This is a genomic window from Paragemmobacter kunshanensis (assembly GCF_011059185.1).
In the GTDB taxonomy this organism is placed as follows: Bacteria; Pseudomonadota; Alphaproteobacteria; order Rhodobacterales; family Rhodobacteraceae; genus Paragemmobacter; species Paragemmobacter kunshanensis.
Window position 1 is genome coordinate 46,427 of sequence record NZ_JAALFE010000003.1, and the last position, 19,206, is coordinate 65,632.

21 protein-coding genes are annotated in these 19,206 nt (G+C 68.4%); 13 read left to right on the top strand and 8 right to left on the bottom strand.

The window, feature by feature from the left end; translation table 11 throughout:
* Positions 1-2: 2 nt before the first annotated feature.
* From G5V65_RS04085 to G5V65_RS04120, 8 genes are all read left to right on the top strand, one after another.
* Positions 3-527: a chemotaxis protein CheW gene (locus G5V65_RS04085; RefSeq protein WP_165047300.1), complete on the top strand. Its 525-nt coding sequence runs from the start codon at positions 3-5 to the stop codon at positions 525-527.
* Positions 528-538: 11 nt separating this feature from the next.
* A complete protein-coding gene (locus G5V65_RS04090; RefSeq protein ID WP_241250431.1) occupies positions 539-2,608 on the top strand; it encodes a methyl-accepting chemotaxis protein in 2,070 nt (689 codons plus the stop codon).
* Positions 2,609-2,655: 47 nt separating this feature from the next.
* Entirely contained in the window at positions 2,656-3,060 is a 405-nt protein-coding gene (locus G5V65_RS04095) for a response regulator (RefSeq protein WP_165047302.1), read from the top strand.
* A gap of 65 nt (positions 3,061-3,125) precedes the next feature.
* Positions 3,126-6,368 (top strand): Hpt domain-containing protein, encoded by a 3,243-nt coding sequence (locus G5V65_RS22625; protein ID WP_165047303.1) that lies wholly within the window; start codon positions 3,126-3,128, stop codon positions 6,366-6,368.
* 379 nt (positions 6,369-6,747) lie between these two features.
* Positions 6,748-7,251: a hypothetical protein gene (locus G5V65_RS04105; protein ID WP_165047305.1), complete on the top strand. Its 504-nt coding sequence runs from the start codon at positions 6,748-6,750 to the stop codon at positions 7,249-7,251.
* 191 nt (positions 7,252-7,442) lie between these two features.
* A complete protein-coding gene (locus tag G5V65_RS04110; RefSeq protein WP_165047306.1) occupies positions 7,443-7,838 on the top strand; it encodes a flagellar export chaperone FliS in 396 nt (131 codons plus the stop codon).
* The gene (locus tag G5V65_RS04115) at positions 7,835-8,152 is read left to right on the top strand and encodes a hypothetical protein (protein ID WP_165047307.1); all 318 of its coding nucleotides are present in this window, start codon (positions 7,835-7,837) and stop codon (positions 8,150-8,152) included. The genes G5V65_RS04110 and G5V65_RS04115 overlap by 4 nt, the downstream gene beginning before the upstream one ends.
* Positions 8,153-8,245: 93 nt before the next feature.
* Positions 8,246-8,434, top strand: coding sequence for a hypothetical protein (locus tag G5V65_RS04120; protein WP_165047309.1), 189 nt, complete (start codon positions 8,246-8,248; stop codon positions 8,432-8,434).
* On the opposite strand, the gene G5V65_RS04125 is transcribed toward G5V65_RS04120, so the two are convergent.
* Positions 8,406-8,588 (bottom strand): hypothetical protein, encoded by a 183-nt coding sequence (locus G5V65_RS04125; protein ID WP_165047310.1) that lies wholly within the window; start codon positions 8,586-8,588, stop codon positions 8,406-8,408. The genes G5V65_RS04120 and G5V65_RS04125 overlap by 29 nt on opposite strands.
* A 77-nt stretch (positions 8,589-8,665) precedes the next feature.
* A complete protein-coding gene (locus G5V65_RS04130) occupies positions 8,666-9,151 on the bottom strand; it encodes a hypothetical protein (protein WP_165047311.1) in 486 nt (161 codons plus the stop codon).
* A 195-nt stretch (positions 9,152-9,346) separates the two neighbouring features.
* On the opposite strand from G5V65_RS04130, the gene G5V65_RS04135 reads away from it, so the two are divergent.
* Together G5V65_RS04135 and G5V65_RS04140 are read left to right on the top strand one after the other, a co-directional pair.
* A complete protein-coding gene (locus G5V65_RS04135) occupies positions 9,347-9,778 on the top strand; it encodes a hypothetical protein (RefSeq protein ID WP_241250432.1) in 432 nt (143 codons plus the stop codon).
* Positions 9,778-10,458, top strand: coding sequence for an SEL1-like repeat protein (locus tag G5V65_RS04140; protein WP_165047314.1), 681 nt, complete (start codon positions 9,778-9,780; stop codon positions 10,456-10,458). The genes G5V65_RS04135 and G5V65_RS04140 overlap by 1 nt, the downstream gene beginning before the upstream one ends.
* Positions 10,459-10,548: 90 nt before the next feature.
* Here the strand turns inward: G5V65_RS04140 and G5V65_RS04145 are convergent, their stop codons facing one another.
* Genes G5V65_RS04145 through G5V65_RS04165 form a run of 5 tightly spaced genes read right to left on the bottom strand, consistent with a single transcriptional unit; the run spans position 10,549 to position 13,727 of the window.
* Entirely contained in the window at positions 10,549-10,974 is a 426-nt protein-coding gene (locus tag G5V65_RS04145) for a DUF2802 domain-containing protein (protein WP_165047315.1), read from the bottom strand.
* Positions 10,975-11,018: 44 nt separating this feature from the next.
* Positions 11,019-11,324 carry a flagellar biosynthesis anti-sigma factor FlgM gene (flgM, locus tag G5V65_RS04150; protein WP_165047316.1) on the bottom strand — a complete coding sequence of 102 codons (306 nt, stop codon included), beginning with the start codon at positions 11,322-11,324 and terminating at the stop codon, positions 11,019-11,021.
* Positions 11,325-11,359: 35 nt separating this feature from the next.
* Positions 11,360-12,085, bottom strand: coding sequence for a flagellar basal body P-ring formation chaperone FlgA (flgA, locus tag G5V65_RS04155; RefSeq protein WP_343162815.1), 726 nt, complete (start codon positions 12,083-12,085; stop codon positions 11,360-11,362).
* Positions 12,082-13,191 (bottom strand): hypothetical protein, encoded by a 1,110-nt coding sequence (locus G5V65_RS04160; protein ID WP_241250433.1) that lies wholly within the window; start codon positions 13,189-13,191, stop codon positions 12,082-12,084. The genes flgA and G5V65_RS04160 overlap by 4 nt, the downstream gene beginning before the upstream one ends.
* Positions 13,191-13,727 carry an LPP20 family lipoprotein gene (locus tag G5V65_RS04165; RefSeq protein WP_165047317.1) on the bottom strand — a complete coding sequence of 179 codons (537 nt, stop codon included), beginning with the start codon at positions 13,725-13,727 and terminating at the stop codon, positions 13,191-13,193. Before G5V65_RS04165 ends, G5V65_RS04160 begins: the two co-directional genes overlap by 1 nt.
* A gap of 230 nt (positions 13,728-13,957) precedes the next feature.
* Here G5V65_RS04165 and flhA point away from each other — a divergent pair, with 230 nt between their 5' ends.
* From flhA to G5V65_RS04180, 3 genes are read left to right on the top strand one after another with little or no spacing between them, the layout of a single operon-like run.
* Positions 13,958-16,123: a flagellar biosynthesis protein FlhA gene (gene flhA / locus G5V65_RS04170; RefSeq protein ID WP_165047318.1), complete on the top strand. Its 2,166-nt coding sequence runs from the start codon at positions 13,958-13,960 to the stop codon at positions 16,121-16,123.
* A complete protein-coding gene (locus G5V65_RS04175) occupies positions 16,120-17,142 on the top strand; it encodes a hypothetical protein (protein WP_165047319.1) in 1,023 nt (340 codons plus the stop codon). Before flhA ends, G5V65_RS04175 begins: the two co-directional genes overlap by 4 nt.
* 34 nt (positions 17,143-17,176) lie before the next feature.
* Entirely contained in the window at positions 17,177-17,896 is a 720-nt protein-coding gene (locus tag G5V65_RS04180) for a sigma-70 family RNA polymerase sigma factor (protein WP_165047320.1), read from the top strand.
* On the opposite strand, the gene G5V65_RS04185 is transcribed toward G5V65_RS04180, so the two are convergent.
* Positions 17,897-19,171: a hypothetical protein gene (locus G5V65_RS04185; RefSeq protein ID WP_165047321.1), complete on the bottom strand. Its 1,275-nt coding sequence runs from the start codon at positions 19,169-19,171 to the stop codon at positions 17,897-17,899.
* Between the last annotated feature and the right edge of the window lie 35 nt (positions 19,172-19,206).

Consider the following 19,206-nt stretch of genomic DNA (forward strand, 5'->3'; position numbering starts at 1 on the left):
AAATGGCCCAAGACACTGCCGAAGCGAACCGGTCCCGCCCGGACGGGCTTCCCCTGCGCGAAGCCGACAACATCGACGAGATGTATCTGACCTTCGCCCTCGGATCCGAGGAATATGGCGTCAACATCGTCGGCGTCACCGAAATCGTGGGCATGCAGCGCATCATGTCCGTGCCGGATGTGCCCAACTACATCAAGGGCGTGATCAACCTGCGCGGCAAGGTCATCCCGCTGATGGACGTGCGCCTGCGCTTCGGCATGCCCGAACGCGCCTATGACGAACGCACCGTCGTCATCGTCATGGATGTGGGCGAGGCCCCCATCGGCCTGATCGTCGATGGCGTCTCCGAAGTGCTGGAAATCCCGCCCTCGCAGGTGGACCGCCACACCCAGTTCGGCCGCGCCGCCAGTCGCCCCGTGATCGCGGGCATCGGCCGCATCGGCGACCGTGTCGCCGTCCTGCTGGATACGGCTGTTCTCGTCTCGGAAAGCGATGTCAGCCTCCCGGCCGAGATGGCCGCCGCCTGACAGATCCCGCCATGACCGAACGCGCCCGTCCCCCGATCAACCGCCAGGCCCCCCGTCCCGATCCGCTGGATCTGATCGAGGATGCCGCCCCCCCGGCCCCCTCTGCCGAAACCGAAAGGACCGATACCATGTCCGCCCCGCAAATCCCCGCTGCCCTTCCCCTGTGGGAGGATGCCGCCGGAACGGCCGCGCTCGACCGCATCGCAACCCCCCTTCTCATCGCCGATGCGGATATGGTCATCCGCTACGCCAACCCCGCCGCCTTCGACATGTTCCGCCCGCATGAGGCCGACATCCGCAAGGAACTTCCCGCCTTCTCGCTGGCCGGTCTGGTCGGGCAATCGGTGGATGTCTTCCACCGCCACCCCGCGCATCAGCGCGCCATCGTCTCGGGCATGACCGAACGCATGGCGGGCAAGCTTTCCGCCGGTGGCCGCCACTATGCCTTTGACGCCTCGCCCCTGTTCGACGGGCAGGGCCAGCTTTCCGGTGCCATCGTGGAATGGCGCGACGAAACCCGCGATCATCAGGCCAGCCATGAGGCCCGCCGCGTCATCGCCGCCATCAGCGACATGGCCGAGGCCCATAACAAGGGCGAGATCGACCACTTCGCCGCGACCGCGGGCTATTCCGCGGGCAATGCCGAAGTGCTGAAGAACGTCAACGACATGGTGCAGGGCCATATCGACACCAAGCGCAAGGTCATCGCCTGCATCACCGAATTCGCAAACGGCAACTTCGACGCGCCGCTGCAGCAGTTCCCGGGCAAATCCGCCTTCATCAATGACGCCATGGAAGGCGTGCGCGCCTCGTTCAAGGCGGTGTTCAGCGATATCGAAACCCTCGCCGCCGCGCTGGTCGAAGGCAATCTCGACTTCAGCGTCGATTCCGCCCGCTATGACGGCCAGTTCCACCTCCTGATGAAGACCTTCGACAGGGTGCGCATCAGTTTCCGCGATGTCGCCGCCGAAATCGAACGCCTGTCCAATGCCATCGTCTCGGGCGAGCTGGACACCCCGGTTCAGGCCGATGGCTATCTGGGTGCCTATCGCCGCATCATCGAGGCTTTCGATGCCGCCTTCACCTCGCTCAACGGGGCCTTCCACAGCATCGGCCACCAGGTCGGCCAGGTGGCGCAGTCCGTCCGCCAGATGAGCCAGTCCTCGCAATCGCTGGCGACCAATTCGCAGGTGCAATCCTCTTCCGTCGACGAAGTCTCCGCCACGGCCGAGGAAACCGACATCCAGGTGAAATCAAACGCCGCCGCCGCCGTCTCGGCCCGCCAGCTTGTCACCGGCGCGTCCGAAGTCGCGGAAAACGGCAAGGCCAAGATCTCTGAAATGGTCGCCTCCATGGAAGGCATCCGCGCCTCCAGCCAGGACATCGCCAAGATCATCAAGGTGATCGACGAAATCGCCTTCCAGACCAACCTCCTCGCCCTCAACGCCGCGGTCGAGGCGGCGCGCGCAGGCCAGCATGGCCGCGGCTTCGCCGTCGTCGCGCAGGAAGTCCGCAACCTTGCCGGACGCTCCGCCCGCGCCGCGCGCGAAACCTCGGACCTGATCGAGGATGCCGCCACCCGCGTTCAGGCCGGGGTGCGCATCGCGGATGAAACCAGCCGCGCCTTCACCTCCATCGCCGATGACATCCAGAAGGTGAATGTCCTCGTCCGCGACATCGCCACCGCCTCCGACGAACAGTCGCGCGGCGTGGCCCAGATCAACACCGCCATCGGTGAAATCGCGAAATCCGCCCTCTCCACCAGCCAGCAGGCCGACGAACTCGCCGGTTCCGTGGCCGAGGTGGAATGCGCCACCGGCAGCATGCAGGCCGAGATCGACCGCTTCCGTCTGCGCCGTGCGCAGCAGGCTGTCGGCGGGCTTGGCGATCTGTCCGGCATCCCGGCCGATCTGATGGCGCAGATCCAGTCGATGGTGGCCCAGCACGGCACGGCCCCCGCGCCGCGCGCCGCCGCAGCCGCCGCCAGCCCCGCCCGCACCGAACCGCCCCGCGCGGCGGCGGCAGGCTCGGTTGTCCGCCTGTCCAGCAACCGCGACCAGCGCGGCTTCGCAAATTTCTGAAACGACCGGCGCGCGCCCCGCGCGCCCCATTCCCCGGAGAAGACCAGATGCCTTTCAACGTAATGATCGTCGATGACGCCGCGATGATGCGGCTCTATATCGCCTCCTTCATCAAGACCCTCCCCGATTTCAAGGTGGTCGCCCAGGCCGCCAACGGGCAAGAGGCGCTCGACAAGCTGACCGCCGTCCCCGAGGTGGACCTGATCCTTCTCGATATCGAGATGCCGGTCATGGATGGCCTGGAATTCCTGCGCCATGCCAAGCTCAAGACGCGGGCCAAGATCTGCATGCTCTCCTCCGTGGCCGTCTCCGGCTCGGCGCATGCGGCCAAGGCGCGCGAACTGGGCGCGGATGGGGTGGTGGCCAAACCTTCCGGCACCGTCTCCCACGATCTCGAGGAAAAGACCGGCGACGAACTGGCGCGCACCATGCGTTCGCTCTGCGCTGCCTGATCCTGACTTTCCCTTCCCCTCCCTGTCCGGGGCCACGCCCCTGACCGCCTTTGCACGAGGCTGCCATGTCTGACGAAATGGACGAAATCTGGGCCCTTTACGCCGATGACGGCGCACAGGCCCTCGACGCGATGGAAACCGCGCTTCTGGCGCTGGGCGATGGCGGCAGCGAAGATGCCGGCGCCCATGTCAGCGCGCTGTTCCGTGCCGTCCATACCTTCAAGGGCAACTCGCGCGTGCTGGGCCTTGCGGTGGTGGAAAGCCGGGCGCATTACAGCGAAGACCTGATCGGTCTGGTCCGCGATCAGGGCGTGCCGTGGGATGCCGAGATCAAGGATATCCTCCTCCTCGCCTCCGACACGCTGCGCGCGATGCTGGAAGAAACCGCCGCCACCCGCGCCGATGTCGCGCCCGACTCGTCCGAGGATCTGATGGTCCGCCTGAAGGACAAGATCGCCCGCGCCTCGGGCGAAGCCCCGGCCCCCGCCGATGCCGCCCCCACGGCCCCCGCCGTGGATGTGGCGGGCCTTCTCGCCGCGCTGGACGAACCGGCCCCCGTCGAGGCTGATCCCGTCGAAGCGGCCCCCGTCGAACCCGACGTCACGGCCGAACCGGCCCCCGTCGTCGCCCCCGTCGCCGCACAGCCCGCAGCGGAACCCGAACCCGCCCGCAAGCGTGGCAAGAAGTCCGCCGCCGCCGCCGAAGCCCCCGTCGTCGAAGCCCCCCCCGCAGAGGCCCCGGCAAAGGCCGAACCCGCCCCCGCCGAACCCGCCGCCGCCCCGCGCAGCGAAAAGCGGCTGGCGGATGACCCAACCTACCGCGAGATCTTCCGCGGCATGGCCACGGATGCCACGCGCAAGCTTTCCGCCTTTCTCGAAACCTGGGATGCCGATCCCGCCGATGCCGCCGCCCGCGCCCGGCGCGAAGCCGACAACCTCGCCCATGCCGCGCGCCAGATGGGGCTGGATGACTGGACCGCCACCCTTTCGGCCTATCTGGCCACGCCCGACCCGGCCTCGGAAACCCTCGCCCGCCTGCTCCTGTCGCTGGGCGACCTTGCCGAACAGACCTTCGGCATCGCCCCCGCCGCAGGCCCCGCCGCCGCGCCCGATGCGCCCGGCTTCTTCGACACCATCCGCGATGCGCTGGCCGATATCGCCAGCTACGGCACCGGCTTCTTCTGCGGCGAAACCCCCGAACCCCGCGCCGTCGCCGACCGCGTCGCCACCATCCGCGAGGCCGCCCGCAGCGCGGGCTACATCCGCGCCGAAGAGGCCGCCGCCCGCATCCCCGCCGCCCAGACGGCGCAGGATTTCCACGCCGCCGAACTGCGCCTCTACGAGGAACTCGCCGGGGTCGAGGCGGTGATGCCAGATGCCGCCCGCGCCTCGGGCGTCAGCCCGCGCGAAATGCTGCAAAGCTGGTGCGCCGAACACGTCTTCTCCACGCTCTCGGAACTGGATGCCACCCTCGAACGCCTCCGCGCGGCCGAGGATCTGGATACCGAATACCAGCGCCTCGATCGCCTGATGCGCCTTGTCCACCACGCCTGCGGCCATCACCGCATCGAAACGGCGGGCCAATTGGCCATGTCGCTGATCGACCTCTTCTCGCGCCTCCATTCGCGCGGGCAGACCCCCGATCCGATCCTGTCCCATGTCGCCCGCGGCTTCATCGACACGGTCGAGATCGTCTTCGACGCCATCACCCAGGGCCAGACCCCGGACACCGCCTCGCTCGAGAAACTCTTCGAAGAGGCGTCCAACATCTGCTTCGTGCAGGATGGGCTGATGACGGCCTCCGCCATCGAACGCCGCCTTGGCCTGCCCAAGGAATTCCACCGCGTCCTGTCCCCCGAAAGCGTCCGCGCCGCCTCCGAGGCAATCGAACAGGGCCTGCGCTTCTTCATCGTGCGCGCCGACATCAACAACGATGAAAAGATGGCCGAGGCCTTCATCGGCTGGCTCTCCTCCGATTCCGCGCGTTCCATCACCAACGTCACCGTCTTTGACGGCACCAACACGCTCTTCGATTTCCTCCTCGCCTCCGCCCAGGACGAGGCCGGCATGGTCGAGGCGATGGCCGCCCTCGATCCTGGCGGCCGCAACCTGCGCATGACGCGGATGCTCGTGCCCACGGCGGAAACCCCCGAAACCGCCCCCGCCGATCCCGAAGCCGCCCTCGCCCAGATCCCGCAGGCCGGCATCAGCGCGGAAATGGTGGAACAGATCGGCGAAATCGCGGCCAGCCAGTCGATGATCAGCCACATGCTGACCGAACTTTCCGAAGGCGATCTCTTCGATTCGATCGACGCGATGATGCGCGCCGCCGGGAATGACTGGAAACGCGCGCGCCCCCAGATCCGGGCCACGCTCACCACCTATTCCACCCGCCTGCAGGAACTCGCCCAGCTGGAAAACCAGCTTGTCGGCCAGATCACCCAGTTGCAGGAGGAAACCGTCGAAATCCGCTCGCGCAGGATCGAAACCATCTTCCGCCCGCTCGAGGCGTTCGTGCAGACCTATTCCCGTCGCAACCGGCGCGAGGCGACCACCTCCTTCGCCGGCGGGGAACTCTCGCTCGATCTGACGATCCTCGAAAACCTGCGCCGCGTGCTGCGCAACCTTGCCGTCGCGCGGCTGGAAATCGGGGCAGGGGCACCGCGCAGCCTGCACATCTCCTTCCACCGCGACGAAGAGCGCGTCCTCGCCATCATCGAAGATGACGGCGCCGCATCGGAAACCTCTGCCGCCCTCGATGAGGTGCGCGCCACCGTCGCCCGCTTCGGCGGCGAACTTCGCCAGGTCGCGCTGCCGGGAACGGGGATGCGCTTCCATCTCTCCCTACCGCTGGCCATGGTCGTGCTGGAAGGCATGGTCGTGGGTGTCGAAGGTGTGCGCTATGTCGTGCCGGTCGATGCCATCCGGATGATCCTGCAACCCGATGCCGAAAAGCGCTTCCGCGTCTCGGCCGCCGAAGGGCGCGAGATGCTGCGCATCGGCACGGATGAGATCGTGGCCATCCAGCCGCTGCCCGGCCCCAAGGGCCCGCCCGCCGCCACCGGCACAAGGCGCAATGTCTTTGTCGTCCTGGGCGCGCAGGGCCGCTCTGTCGCCGTGCCGGTCGACGAACTGGTGGGCCAGCAGCTCGTGCTGCTCCGTCCGCTCAAGGGCGTGCTGTCGGGCATGCAGAACATGACGGGCATCGCGCTTCTGGCGGGCGGGGATGTGGGCATGGTCGTCTCGGCCAACATGCTCTGCGCCTCGCAGGCCCCCACCCATGCGGTGACGACCTCGCGCCCCATGTGATCGCCCCATGTGATCGCCCCATCTGATCGCGGCCCCGCGGGCGATTCGCGGGGCGCCTGAAAACCCGCCGTTCCGGCCGCCCCTGGCCCGCAGGAACCGCCCCTTTTCGGGGCGGTTTTCCGCTTCCCGCCCCTTGGTTCATTGGTGTTTCCGTGCCTTTCCAACGGGAAATCCCGCGCCGGATCCATCCCTTCCCATCCTTGCGGATGTATCGCTGGCAGACCCGGATATGGCCGCCCGTGGCATCGGTATCGGTGACGCTCTTCCCCCTTAATCTGCGGCCCGGAAGGGCGTAAATTCATCTGTAAGCAACCCCGCGTGTCGCCAGGCAGACAGCAGTCCACCGCCCCGACCGCCCAGATTTGAGTGAAGGTCACAGATGCAAGCGCTTCGTATCGCCCTGACGGAAACCGCCGAAACCGCAACCCCGGCCCGTTCCTTCAACCGCGCCCCGCTGCATGCCGCCGTCCTGTCGGACCGGCCCGCCGGGCTTGTGGCCGCCCTCGCCGAACATGACATCACCGCCATCGACGCCACCCCGATGGATCTGGCCCTGCTGGTGCGCGACGCGCCCGACATGGTGGTGATCGACCTTGACGGCGCCACCATGCCCAGCCGCCGCATCGCCCTTCTGGTGGCCCAGCTCGGCTGGCTGCGCCGCGATCTGGTGATCGCCGTCTCGCGCCGCTGCGCGCCCCATGTGCGCGGCTTCGCCATCGACGTGATCTTCGACGGCGATGCCGATGCCGAAACCCTCGCCACCCGCCTGGGCGAAGCCTCGCGCCTGTTGCAGCATTCCCGCCTGCGCCCGGTCGAAGCGGCCGCACCCGCCGCGCCGGTGCTGTTCCAGCGCAGCGCGCGCCGGGTCTCCCTCTTCCGCTGACCCCACACAGCGAAAGGCCAGAAGGGGCGGGTCGCCATCACCGGCGACCCGCCCCTTCGCATTACCGCATGATCGTTCACAAATGGCCTGAACCCGGCCTGATAGCGCCCCATCCGCCTAAAGACCGGCACTGTTGCGTCGTTACTCCTATCACAACCGGCGGTTCCCGCTTTACTGAAAGGATCCCAGCGATGACCTTCCTCGATGCCCGCGCCCAGTACCGCCGTACCGATACGGGCGAGGCGCTCGCCGTCGAAAGCCCGCATGGGATCATCCTTGTCACCCTGCGCGAACTGGAACGCTCGCTGCGCGTGCTGGCCGCGGCCGAGGCCGACCGCACCTATCCCGTCCAGCATGTCAACCGCGCCTTCACCGCGATCTACATCCTGCAATCCAGCCTCGATTTCGAAAAGGGCGGCGAGATTTCGGACAACCTCTTCAGCGTCTACGAATACTGCCGCCTCCGCGTGGCCGAGGCGTTCCGCCGCGAGGCCTCGCCCAGGATGGAGGAATGCGCAGCCCATATCGCCAGCCTGCTCCAGGCCTGGGAACAGATCGGCGTCCAGTCCCGGGGGAATGCCGCATGACCGCGCCCCTGGCCCTTCCCGCAGGCGATGCCGCCACGATCGAACTGTCGGTCCTGTCAGGCCGCCTGCAGACCGCCGTGCAGCAGGATGACATCGTCCAGACGCTTGTCACCACCGCCGCGCTGGATCGCATGATCCGCTGCCTCGGCCCCCATCAGCAGGCCGCCGCCGACCATGCCCGCGGCATCGTCCTTCAGGCCATCGAAACCCTGCAGGAAGCCGTCCATCGCGGCCGCCAGGCCGAACTGCAAAGCCGCGCCAGCCGCGCCTCGCAGGTCGGCGCGGCCTATGCCACCGCCGCTGCCGCGCGCTGACGGGCCTGCCACATGACTGATCCCCAGCCGGACCTCCAGCCCCCCAGACGCAAGAAGCGGCGGCCGGCGCCCGACGCGCCCTGCCACCGCTGCATGAATATCCGCTGGTTCCTGATGGCCGCGCTGCCGCTTCTGGGCCTCGGCCTGCTCGATCCTGTCACGGCCGACAGGCTTCTGTCCCGCCTGCCGGACCTGCGCCAGCTCGTGCTGTGGTTTCCCGCGGTGATCGCGGGAACCTTCCTCTACCGCTTCGTCAGCTGGCGTCGGCAATCAGACCGCTGACACCGCCCTGCACGGGCTTCAGCAGCCCCGCGAGCGGCAACAGATGCCGCCGCTTGGGCCGGTCTGCCTGATCGAAGACGACGCATTCCACCGCCATCCCCTGCACGGCCTTCAGCGCCGCCTGCATCTCTTTGTGTTCCATCTCCGGGGCCATCGCCACCTCCTGCCGGTTGCACATCCTGCCAACCGGCTGCAAGAAGTGTGCCGCCCGAGGGGCCCCCGCGCCCGGCCTCAGCCGAAACTCAGCGCGGTGATCAGCACCTCTTCCACCGGCTCGGGCCAGGCCTCCGTCCCGATCACGCGGTTGATCGCCGCCTTCAGCCGCCCGGGCAGCGCTTCATGGATCTCCTGCGCATCCCGGGTTCCGGCCACCACCACCTGCGCCTCCTGCACCATCTCGGCCTCGATCCGCGCGATTTCCGTCCCGATCCGGCTGTTCAGCGCCAGCAACTCCTCGGTCGATCCCCGCACCGCCACGGTCAGATCCGCCTCCATCGTCGGCTTCCCCCGCCCGAGTGAGACCAGCAGCATCCGCGTCAGCGGCACGTAATACAACTCGCCCCGATCCTCGGGCGGCGGGGCCACGGCCTCTGCCTCGGCCCAGGGCAGGGCAGGGGGATCGCGCAACAGCAGATCCCCCAGGCCAAAGATCATGGATCCCCCGACAAGTCCAAAGCCAAGCACCACCGGTGCCATCCGGAACACGCTGTCGGACATGGTCCGCGCCTCCTGCCATCCCTGCATCCTCTCATGCCATAACGGCAGCCCGGCCCGAAGATTGACCCCCCGCCGCCCGATCGTTCACCCCTGCCGCCTGCCTGCGCATCGGGGGCTAAACATTCCGCAACCGCTGCCGTTCTCCCTCAGGTGGAATTATGTCAGCAGGGAAGGGCCGCGCAGATGAAGGAGAGGATGTCCCGGGCGCTCGTTCCCGTCGTCTCCCGGCTGCCCAGCCTGTCGCGCCTGCGGGATGTGGTGCTGCATTACACCGCCCATGATCAGGGCCGCCCGCTGACGCCGCGCCCGCCGCGGGCGCGGGATTACGATCTCGTCCGTCACGAAACCCATCTGCGCAACCGCGCCCAGGTCGAACGCTATCTGCCCGATATCCTCGGCCGCGCCCTGGCGCGGATCTGGATCGATCCGTCCTTCCGTGACCGCTTCGCCGCCGATCCCGTCGGCACGCTGGCGCAATACGATGTCTTCCTTCCCGACACGATCGAGATCGACTTCGTCACCGAAGGCACCACCCGCCCGCAGGTCGTGGTCTATGAACGGCCCGTCCGCGCCATGCCGCGCAAGCGCCTGCTCTATCTGCAACTGATCCTCACGGCGGCCCGCTGATGCGCGCGCCCGGCCTCCTTCTGCTGCTGCCCCTGATCGCCGCGGCCCCGCTGCCCGGCCCGGCCCTTGCCGCGCCCGATCAGGCCACCCCCGCCGCCGCAGGCCAGCCGGCCCTGCCTGACCTTGCCACCGCCATGGCGGCGCTCTCCGATGGCCGCGCCCCCGAAGGCGCGCAGATGCTGCTTGCCCTCGCCCGCGCCGGCCGCCCCGAGGCGCAGTTCAACCTTGCCCTTCTCTATGCGCAGGGCTTCGGCGTGCCGCAGAACGACCGCGAGTCGCTCTACTGGGGCTGGCGCGCGCGGCTGGGGGGCATTCCCGCCGCCCCGGCCCTGATCGACCGTCTGGCCGAAGCCGCCACCCCCGCCCTGCGCGACGAACTGGCCACCCGCATCGCCGCCGATCTGGAACCGCGCATCGCCGCGGGTGAAGGCCGGGCGATGCTGGAACGCTCGCTCCTGCTGGTCGATCTGCTGGCCAAGCCCGATCTGCAAACAGGCTATGCCTGGCAGGCGCTCTCTGCCGCGCTGGGCACGCCCGGCGCCGCGGTCCTCCGCGATGCCACCCTTGCCCGGATCGAACCCAGGAACCGGCTGGCCGCGCAGGATGCCGCGCTGGCCATGCTGCGCGATCTCTGCGCCGGGGGGATGCAGGGCCAGGCGCTCTGCGCCACCCTGCCCTGACCACCCGACCGCGCCAGCCAACCGCACCCCAAAGGAAAAGGCCGGGCGCGTTGCCCGGCCCGGCCTTTCCCTTACTGCTCTTGCCTGGTCTCAGTGCTTGCGGAAGGTTGCGATGGTTTCCGCCGTGTCCCGCGTCAGGCCAAGCTCGCGCCCGATGTCATCGGGGTCCAGCCCGGTCTGCGCCATCTGGATCGCCTGTTCGATCATGCGCTCGCCCGCCAGCCATTCCACATCCGATTTCAGATGCTGCAGATCGGCCTTCAGCCCCGCCAGCGCCACCGTCAGAACGTCCGACTGCCGCCGTGCCTGCTCGGCCATCACGCCCTCCAGCCGTGCCGCCAGGGTGGCGGCCAGCTCCGTTCCCGCCGCGCCCTGCGGCAGGCCATCCGCCATCTCGGCCGCCATCTCGGCACCGGGGCCTTCGGCCCGATGGCGCAGCCGCCACAGGCCAAGGGTCAGAAGGATCACGCCCGCCATCAGGGTGGCAAGCAGGGCGGCAATGGTGCCGATTGTCATGGCATAGGCTCCGGATCGTCAGCAGCTTCGGGTTTCGCGGCAGGTCACGACACCAGTTCGAGATAGTTCTCGAACAGGCTTTCCGTGATCGCCTCCAGATCGATGGGATACTTGCCTTCGGCAATCGCCTCCTTGATCTTCGCGACGATCTGAAGATCGACGGGAGGACCGGACTTGAGTTCCTCGGGCAGGGCTTGCGCCGCCGGGCTCAGCTTCACGCTGTCGCCCGCAGCAGTGGGAACAGCCGAAGCAGCAGCGCCAACAGCGGAACCCTGCACCGTCACGCCTGCATCTTCCCCGGGGCGCGTCACGCGCGGGCGAATGCCTGATGTCGAGATTGGGTCTACCATGAGAGCCTCCGTTTAGCTGTCATTACGGACAGATTTCAGCGCATGTTAGTCTGCGCGGTCACAGAATTCTGTCCGGTCACCATTACCTTCACCTCGCGCTGGCTGGACAGGTTCAGGACGCGGATCACGTCGCCCATTCCCCCATCCTCCAGCGCCTCTGCCGGGGCGGAAACCGACAGGCCCCCCGCCCTGGCCGCCAGCAGCACATGGCTGCCCTTCGCCACCAGCCAGACCGGCTCCAGCTGGCGCAGAAGCAGTGGCTTGCCCTCGCCCAGCGCGGCCTTCGTGCGCCGCCCGATCACCTGGGCGGGATCGGTGAATATCTCGTCGGGCTGGCGGGCATCCGCCGGGGCCAGCACGATATCCCCCGCCGTCAGCACCGTGCCGCGCGGCAGGCTGCGCGCCAGCGTCACCACCATTCGACCCGTCCCTTGCACATCCTGTGCCGGAAGTCGGGCCGCCGATCCCGCGGCCATGGCCCCCGTGCGCAGCGCCCGGCTCCAGACCGGGGCATCGCAGGAAATCTCGGCCGTGGACCAGCTGCCCTGGCGTGGCTGCACGTGTACATTGCCCCCGCAGGGCGGATAGGCGCGCGGTGGATCGGCGAAATCCGGCACGGCCTCGCCCGCCTCGGCCATGGCGGCGCGCACGAGGCGGCCCACCTCATCGCCTGGCACGCCTGCCGCGTAATCCATCGCCGCCACCGGCACCGCCACCGGCGCGGCCAGCATCAGCCCCATCCCCAGCAGGATCCCCCTCACAGCCCCGTCTCCACAAATCTGACGGGCCGCCCGGCAAAGCTTTTTGCGCCGCGCCCAGGGTCCAGCGGGCGCAGCACCACGCGCTTGGCGCCGATCTCCACCACTTCCAGCATCTCGGTCGAATGGTCCGCATCGGCGGTAAAGGCGATGCTGCCCCGCGTCAGCCCGTGATCGCGCCCCACCGGTGCCTCGATCCGCCCGCCCGCCACGGCCAGATTGGCCGTCACCGGGCGGCAGGTCTCGATATCCAGCAGCGCGTCCATCTCGGCCTCGATCCCCTCGGTCAGCCGGGCGGCAAGCTGGCGGCGATCCGGCTCGATCGCCACCGCCAGCCGGCCCAGCGGCGAAACCGCCGGCAAGGGCACGCTGCGCCGGATCGCCTGCCGCGATTCCGTGCTGTCCGCCGCGATCAGGACCATCTCCAGATCCATCCGCAGTTCCGGCCGCGCCCCCGCGCCGCCCACATCCATCACCACCACCGGGATGAAGCCATGCTCGCCTTCCCCCATCCGGGTGGAACCGCGCGTCAGCGTCTCGTAATCGAAGGCCTCGCGTGCCTTCGAAATCCGCGGCATCTCGCGATCCGTCACGCGCACCATCCGGATCGCCGGATGCGCCTCCAGCCGCCGCACCAGCATCTTGGCCACTTCCATCGCCAGCGGCTCGCTCCAGGCCGGCGCATCGGGCCGCACCCGGATCAGCGGCGCATAGACCGTCACTTTCAGGTTCCGCCGCCTTTCGCACTGGCCCGAAACGCCCGCGCCCACCACCGCCTCGATCACCGCCGTCCAGGTGCCGCCCGCCTGCGTCAGGCTCAGCACCTGATGGCGCAGCACCCGCCCGACGGGCCGCACGATCAGCAGGTCGGCGGTCACAACGCTCTTGTCCACCACCGTATGCCCCTGGACCGAGGCCCCCCCCGACAGCGCCGCCTGCAGCAGCGCATCCGCCACCGCCCGCCGCTTCGCGCTGGCGGCATCTTCCGCCCCCGACTGGATGGCAAAGCCCGTGGCCTGCACCACAAGCCCCTCCGCCGCCCGCAGCGGCAGCGCCACGACCAGCGCCGCCAGAACCAGCAGCGCCCGCAGCGTCAGCGCGCGCCGCATCACACCCGCCCCTTCAGCGCGCGCACGATATAGGCCACTGTCTCGCGGTCCAGCACCATCTCCACCTCATAGCTGTCGCTGCCCGAGGCGCTTACCCGCGTCGTCCGCGCCCCCCGCAGGGTGCCCTGCACCACCGCCGACAGGCTGTCCTCCTTCACCACCGCATCGCGCACCGTGGTCGAAGCCGAAATCCGGATCCCATGCACCTGCTCGGTCAGGTCGCGCAGCGCATCCATCCGCGCCGCGCGGATCGCCATCAGGCGCTTTTCATTCACCGTCTTGCCCGGCTGGCCCGAGATCTGGGCAAAGCCCAGCCCCTTCAGAGGCCGCGCCTCGCTGCCCGCCACGGCGGCCGGGGGCGGCGCGCCCATCCGGTCGGCGGCATCCAGATTGTCCTTCACCTCGGCCAGCTGCCGCGTCTGCTCCGTCGCACTCAGCGGCAACGCATCGCTGGCCGTCTGCGGCGTCGATACACAGCCCGCCAGCAGGGGCAGGGCCAGCAGGATCGCGGGGGTCAGGGCGGCGGCGCGGGGCATTCGGGGCTCCTTCACGGAAGACATCGGTCGCGCCCTTCCGTGCAATCCCCATGCCACCCGCCCGCCCCTTTCGCATCCCGCGCGACTGCCGCCCCCGCCGCCGCTTTTCCTGCCCCCTCCACCCCGTCTGGCACGGCCTTTGCACGAACCCCGCCGAATGCCCAAGACGCCAGTCCGGATGACGGAAACATGACCATCGCACACCTTGCCAGTTCCACGGGATCCCGCCCATGACCGCCGTCCCCGCCAGATCGGGCGCCGCCGCCGCCATGGGGGGCCTTGCCCTGCCGCTGGGCATCCTCGCGATCATCGCGATGATGGTGCTGCCGCTGCCCGTCCTCCTTCTCGACGTCTTCTTCGTGGGCAATATCCTGCTCTCGCTCGTGATCCTGATGGTCGCGCTCTACAGCTATCGCCCGCTGGATTTCTCCAGCTTTCCCAGCCTCTTGCTGATCGCCACCATCTTCCGCCTGGCGCTGAACGTGGCCTCTACCCGCATCGTCCTCTCCGAAGGCCATACCGGCCACGATGCCGCCGGCAAGGTGATCGAGGCCTTCGGGAAATTCGTCATCGCGGGCAATTTCATCGTCGGCCTGCTGGTCTTCATCATCCTCGTGATCATCAACCTGGTGGTGATCACCAAGGGCGCGGGTCGCGTGTCGGAAGTGTCGGCCCGCTTCACCCTCGATGCCATGCCGGGCAAGCAGATGGCCATCGACGCCGACCTGAACGCCGGACTTCTGACACCCGACGAGGCCCGCACCCGCCGCGCCGAAGTCGCGGCCGAGGCGGATTTCTACGGCGCGATGGATGGCGCGGGGAAATTCGTCAAGGGCGATGCCATGGCCGGGATCCTGATCCTCGTCATCAACATCATCGGCGGCATCCTCATCGGCACCCTGCAGCACGGTCTGGGTATCGGCGCTGCGGCGGAAACCTATGTGCTGCTTTCCATCGGCGACGGTCTCGTCGCCCAGATCCCGGCGCTTCTGCTGTCCATCGCCACCGCCATCATCGTCACCCGCGTCTCCTCGGCGCATGACATGTCGGGCCTGATCGCCAAGCAGATCCACCTGCGCCAGGCCTGGCTGCCGGTGGCGGGCGTCATGGCCATCGTGGGCCTTGTCCCCGGCATGCCGAACATGATGTTCCTCTTCTTCGCCGCCGTGGCCGCCGCGCTGGCCTGGTTCGGCCGCGTCGACATCCGCCCCGATGCCGAAGGCACCGCCGCGCCCCAGGGCCAGGCCGCCGCCGCCGCCGCCGCCGCAGGCGATGCCGCCCGCCCGGGAACCGAGGCGATCACCCCCGACGATGTCACCGACCATGCCCCCGTCTCGCTCCAGATCGGCTATGCGCTGATCCCGCTGGCGGGCGAAGGCGGCGGCGCGCTGGTGCAGCGCATCACCGCGATCCGCCGCGAAGTGTCAAAGGCCATGGGCTTCGTCGTGCCCGGCGTGCGCATCCGCGATGACCTGACGCTGACGCCCAACCAGTATCGCATCCGCATCGGCCAGGTGATCCGGGGCGAGGATGTGGTCTATCCTGACCGCAAGCTTGCCATCCCCGGCGCCAATTCCACGCGCAAGCTGAAGGGCATCGACGTCAAGGATCCCTCCTTCGGCCTGGATGCCGTCTGGATCCTGCCGCACCAGCTGCCCGAGGCCGAGGCCGATGATCACGTCGTCGTCGAACCCGAATCCGTCATCGCCACCCACCTGTCGCAACTGCTCTACAAGCACGCCGCCGACCTCATCGGTCCCGATGACGTGCAGACGCTGCTCGACACGCTCTCCCGCGTCTCGCCCACGCTCGTCAATGCGGTGGTCCCGAAACTCGTGCCGCTGCACACCGTCACCGCCGTCCTTCGCGTGCTGCTTTCGGAACGCATCCCGGTGGGCGACCTGCGCCGCATCCTCGAAGGCGTGGCCGAACTGGCCCCGCGCAACCTGTCCGCCGCCGACATGGCCGAAAGCCTGCGCCCGATCCTGATCCCGCTCCTGCTGCAGCAGATGGTGCCGATCAACACGCCCCTGCCGCTGATCACGCTCGATCCCGAACTGGAACAGCTCCTGATCCGCGCCCGCCGTCAGGGCGAAGAGGGGCTGATGCTCGACACCGGCCTTGCCGGCACGCTGATCCAGTCGCTGTCCGATGCGCTGGAAAACGCCACGGGCCAGGGCAAGCAGGCGGTGATCATCGTCGCAGGCCAGTTGCGCCGCAGCTTCGCGCAATTCCTGCGCCCGCATCTGCCCGATGCCATCGTCATGGGCATCAACGAACTGCCCGAAAACCGCCGCGTCGAAGTCGTGGCTTCCATCGGTGGCCAGCAGCAGCTGCCCCGCATGGCCAGCCCGCAACCCCAACCGCAACCGCAACCCATGGGGGCTGACAGATGACTGCCATCACCGTCCGCGCGCCCGACAGCCACAAGGCGATGGAGGAACTCCGCCGCCGCCTGGGCCCCGATGCGCTGATCCTCTCCACCCGTCATTCCGGCGGCATGGTCGAAGTCACCGCCCTGCCGCCCGACGCGGACCCGCGCGCCAGCGCAGCACCCGCCGCCGCGCCGCAGGATCCCTTCGATGACGGCATCGACGCCGATCCCGAACCCGAAGCCGAACCCGAACCCGAAGATCCCCACGCCTCCATGGCCAGCTTCGCCGAGGCTCTGCGCGCCGAGGCCGCCCGCGCCGCCGCCCGCCGGGCCGCTGGCGCGGCCGCTGCCCCCGGCCCCTTCCGCGCCAAGCCCCCCCTGCGCACGCCCGACCCGCTGGAGGATCTCTCCCGCCGCCTCTTCCTTCCCGAAAGCCTGGCCGAGGATTGGCCCACCCGCATCCTGATCGCAGGCCCCCCCGGCGCGGGCAAATCCATGCTCGCCGCCCGCCTGGCCGCCCGGCTGATGCTGGCCGAGGCAGGCATCCGCCCGCAGATCATCGCCCCGGTCCCCGCGGCCCTGCTGGTCGAGGATCGCCTGCGCGGCTGGTGCCGCCTGATGGGCCTCATGCCCGACCGGCCCACGCTGGCCGCCGCCATGCACCTGCCCGAACCGCGCCCCGACGCGCCGCAGATCGTGGACCTGTCCGATATCCCCGACGCCGCCCCCGATCTCGCCGCCCGGCTGATCGAAACCGACGGCGCGGAACTGATCCTCTGCCTGCCCGCGGGCCTTCACCCCGCGCGCATCGCGCGCCTCTGCCATGACTGGCAGGCCTTCTCGCCCACCGTCACCCTCACCGGGCTCGATCAGTGGTGGCCCGAACAGGCCGAACTTTCCGCCATTGCCCAGGCCGGGCTCAGGCTCACGCGCATCGCGGCGGGCACCGGACTGATCAACAGCCTCTCCCGCCCCGGCGCAGAGGATCTCCGCAACTGGGCCAACGGCTGGTCCCCCGCCTGTCGCGAGGCCGCCGAATGATCCGCTTTCCCGAACTTTCACAGAAAGGGCGCGAATGATGCTCGCCAAACGCTATGCCGAACAGGACGGCCCCTCGCCCGAGAAACTGGTCCGCTCCCACATGGACCTTGTCCGCAAGATCGCCTGGCACCTGCATGGCCGCGTCGGCCGCATGGCCGAGATCGAGGATATGCTCCAGGTGGGCTATATGGGCCTTGTCGATGCCGCCCAGCGCTATACCCCGCGTCAGGGCGCAACCTTCGCCGCCTATGCCGCCATCCGCATCCGCGGCTCCATCATCGACTATCTCCGCGCCTCCTCCTCGCTCTGCCGCGCCACCATCGTGATGCAGCAGAAGATGCGCGCCTCGGTGCTGAAACTGGAACAGCAGCTTCTCCGCGCCCCCGAAAAGGCCGAGATCGCCGCCGACATGGGCATCACCGTGGCCGAGCTTGAAGACTGGCAAACCCAGTTCGGCGCCAGCCAGATCAAGTCGCTGGACGAGGTCTATTCCGATCACTCCATGCTCTTTTCCGATGCCGGCCGCTCGGTCGAGGACAAGATGCAGCAGGATCAGATGCGCAAGATGCTCCGCCGCGCCCTGGGCGACCTGCCCGAGCGCGAGGCGCTGGTCCTGCAACTCTATTTCGTGGAAGAACTGAACGTCTATGAAATCGCCGAAATCCTCGGCGTCACGACGGGCCGTGTCAGCCAGATCAAGAAGGCGGCCGTCGGCCGCCTTCGGGAAAGCATCGTCGCGATGGAGGGAGAGTGATCACCCGAAAACGGGTGTCACCTCCGATCCTGCCGCGATCCGCTTCGACCATTCATGCACATCCTGCCCGATCCGCTCTGCCAGGTCGGGGATGGCGGCAAAGGCCGCCAGCGCGGAAAAATCGCGCGGCGCGTCATGGCTGACATGGGCCGCATCAAAGCCCGTCCAGACACCATCCTCGCCCCGCGCCTCGGCCTGATCCGGCGTCCCGCGCACCGCCCATTCGATGCCGTAAAGATTGTAGACGAATTCCCCGGGCGCCGAGGCCGCCTCGCGGTCATGGATCATGTGCATCCGCACATAATCGAAGGTCGCGTTGCGCGTCCGCTTGATGATCTCGGCCGCCATTTCCGGCCAGCCCTGTTCCAGACCATTGTCCAGCAGAACCCAGGGCGCATCCGTGCCGCTGATGCGGAAGGCGAATTTCTCCGTCTCGTCATCGCGGGCGATGTCGTGATGCACCTCGCCGATGCGCAGCCGCGCCATGGTGGAAAACTCCACCGCCTTGGCCGGGGCCGCCGATGCCGGGGCAGGGCTGCCCGCCGGGGCCGGAACCTCCATCCCCTCCTTCGGCAGGTTGCGGAACCCGTGCGTGTAAAGGATGTCCCGCGCCGGCGGTGTCAGCAGCAGCAACCCGCCCGAAAGATCCGCCAGCCCCGCGATCCGCATCGCCATCGCCTCGGCCGAGCTTGGCACCCGCCCGGCGGCATAGCGCAAAAGCCCCGTCAGCGCCGCCGAAGCCGCGCCATTGTCCAGCTCCGACACATCCTCGATCAGCCCCAGCGATTGCCGCGCCAGCGCCCGGATCGTCGATGCCGCCATCCCGATCCCGCGCGACAGGATATCCGCCAGATGCGCAAGCTGGGCCAGCACCTGATCCGATAGTTCGCGATGCTGCGGGTCCATCAGGCCCAGCACGCCCAGCAATCGCCCGTCCTGCGATTTCAGCGAAAACCCGGCCCAGAAGGCCAGTTCCGGCAACCCCGCCGCGCGCATCTGCTGCTGCAGCGATGGCCCGCCCAGCCGGGCCACGGCCTGATCCACCGGCAACAGCGCCTCGGGCAGGTCGCTCACACCCTTCAGTTCGGGAAAGAAGGCCAGGCGGATCTGCCCGCTCTCGGGGTCTTCCAGCCGGATGCAGGCCCTTGCACAGCCCGAGATGGACAGGGCCAACTCGGCCACACTGGCAAAGTCGCCCGGTTCCACAAACATGCGTGGCGCACGGGGCGCTTCGCTCTGGATGGGGTTCAATCCGTAAAGATGGGCGACGGCCATTCCTGCCTCCTGCGCGATGATCCGTTATCTTGAAC

Coding starts and splice junctions, on each gene's coding strand:
- G5V65_RS04085 (WP_165047300.1), top strand. CDS start 3: ATGGCCCAAGACACTGCCGAAGCGAACCGGTCCCGCCCGGACGGGCTT.
- G5V65_RS04090 (WP_241250431.1), top strand. CDS start 539: ATGACCGAACGCGCCCGTCCCCCGATCAACCGCCAGGCCCCCCGTCCC.
- G5V65_RS04095 (WP_165047302.1), top strand. CDS start 2,656: ATGCCTTTCAACGTAATGATCGTCGATGACGCCGCGATGATGCGGCTC.
- G5V65_RS22625 (WP_165047303.1), top strand. CDS start 3,126: ATGTCTGACGAAATGGACGAAATCTGGGCCCTTTACGCCGATGACGGC.
- G5V65_RS04105 (WP_165047305.1), top strand. CDS start 6,748: ATGCAAGCGCTTCGTATCGCCCTGACGGAAACCGCCGAAACCGCAACC.
- G5V65_RS04110 (WP_165047306.1), top strand. CDS start 7,443: ATGACCTTCCTCGATGCCCGCGCCCAGTACCGCCGTACCGATACGGGC.
- G5V65_RS04115 (WP_165047307.1), top strand. CDS start 7,835: ATGACCGCGCCCCTGGCCCTTCCCGCAGGCGATGCCGCCACGATCGAA.
- G5V65_RS04120 (WP_165047309.1), top strand. CDS start 8,246: ATGAATATCCGCTGGTTCCTGATGGCCGCGCTGCCGCTTCTGGGCCTC.
- G5V65_RS04125 (WP_165047310.1), bottom strand. CDS start 8,588: ATGGCCCCGGAGATGGAACACAAAGAGATGCAGGCGGCGCTGAAGGCC.
- G5V65_RS04130 (WP_165047311.1), bottom strand. CDS start 9,151: ATGTCCGACAGCGTGTTCCGGATGGCACCGGTGGTGCTTGGCTTTGGA.
- G5V65_RS04135 (WP_241250432.1), top strand. CDS start 9,347: ATGTCCCGGGCGCTCGTTCCCGTCGTCTCCCGGCTGCCCAGCCTGTCG.
- G5V65_RS04140 (WP_165047314.1), top strand. CDS start 9,778: ATGCGCGCGCCCGGCCTCCTTCTGCTGCTGCCCCTGATCGCCGCGGCC.
- G5V65_RS04145 (WP_165047315.1), bottom strand. CDS start 10,974: ATGACAATCGGCACCATTGCCGCCCTGCTTGCCACCCTGATGGCGGGC.
- flgM (WP_165047316.1), bottom strand. CDS start 11,324: ATGGTAGACCCAATCTCGACATCAGGCATTCGCCCGCGCGTGACGCGC.
- G5V65_RS04160 (WP_241250433.1), bottom strand. CDS start 13,191: ATGCGGCGCGCGCTGACGCTGCGGGCGCTGCTGGTTCTGGCGGCGCTG.
- G5V65_RS04165 (WP_165047317.1), bottom strand. CDS start 13,727: ATGCCCCGCGCCGCCGCCCTGACCCCCGCGATCCTGCTGGCCCTGCCC.
- flhA (WP_165047318.1), top strand. CDS start 13,958: ATGACCGCCGTCCCCGCCAGATCGGGCGCCGCCGCCGCCATGGGGGGC.
- G5V65_RS04175 (WP_165047319.1), top strand. CDS start 16,120: ATGACTGCCATCACCGTCCGCGCGCCCGACAGCCACAAGGCGATGGAG.
- G5V65_RS04180 (WP_165047320.1), top strand. CDS start 17,177: ATGATGCTCGCCAAACGCTATGCCGAACAGGACGGCCCCTCGCCCGAG.
- G5V65_RS04185 (WP_165047321.1), bottom strand. CDS start 19,171: ATGGCCGTCGCCCATCTTTACGGATTGAACCCCATCCAGAGCGAAGCG.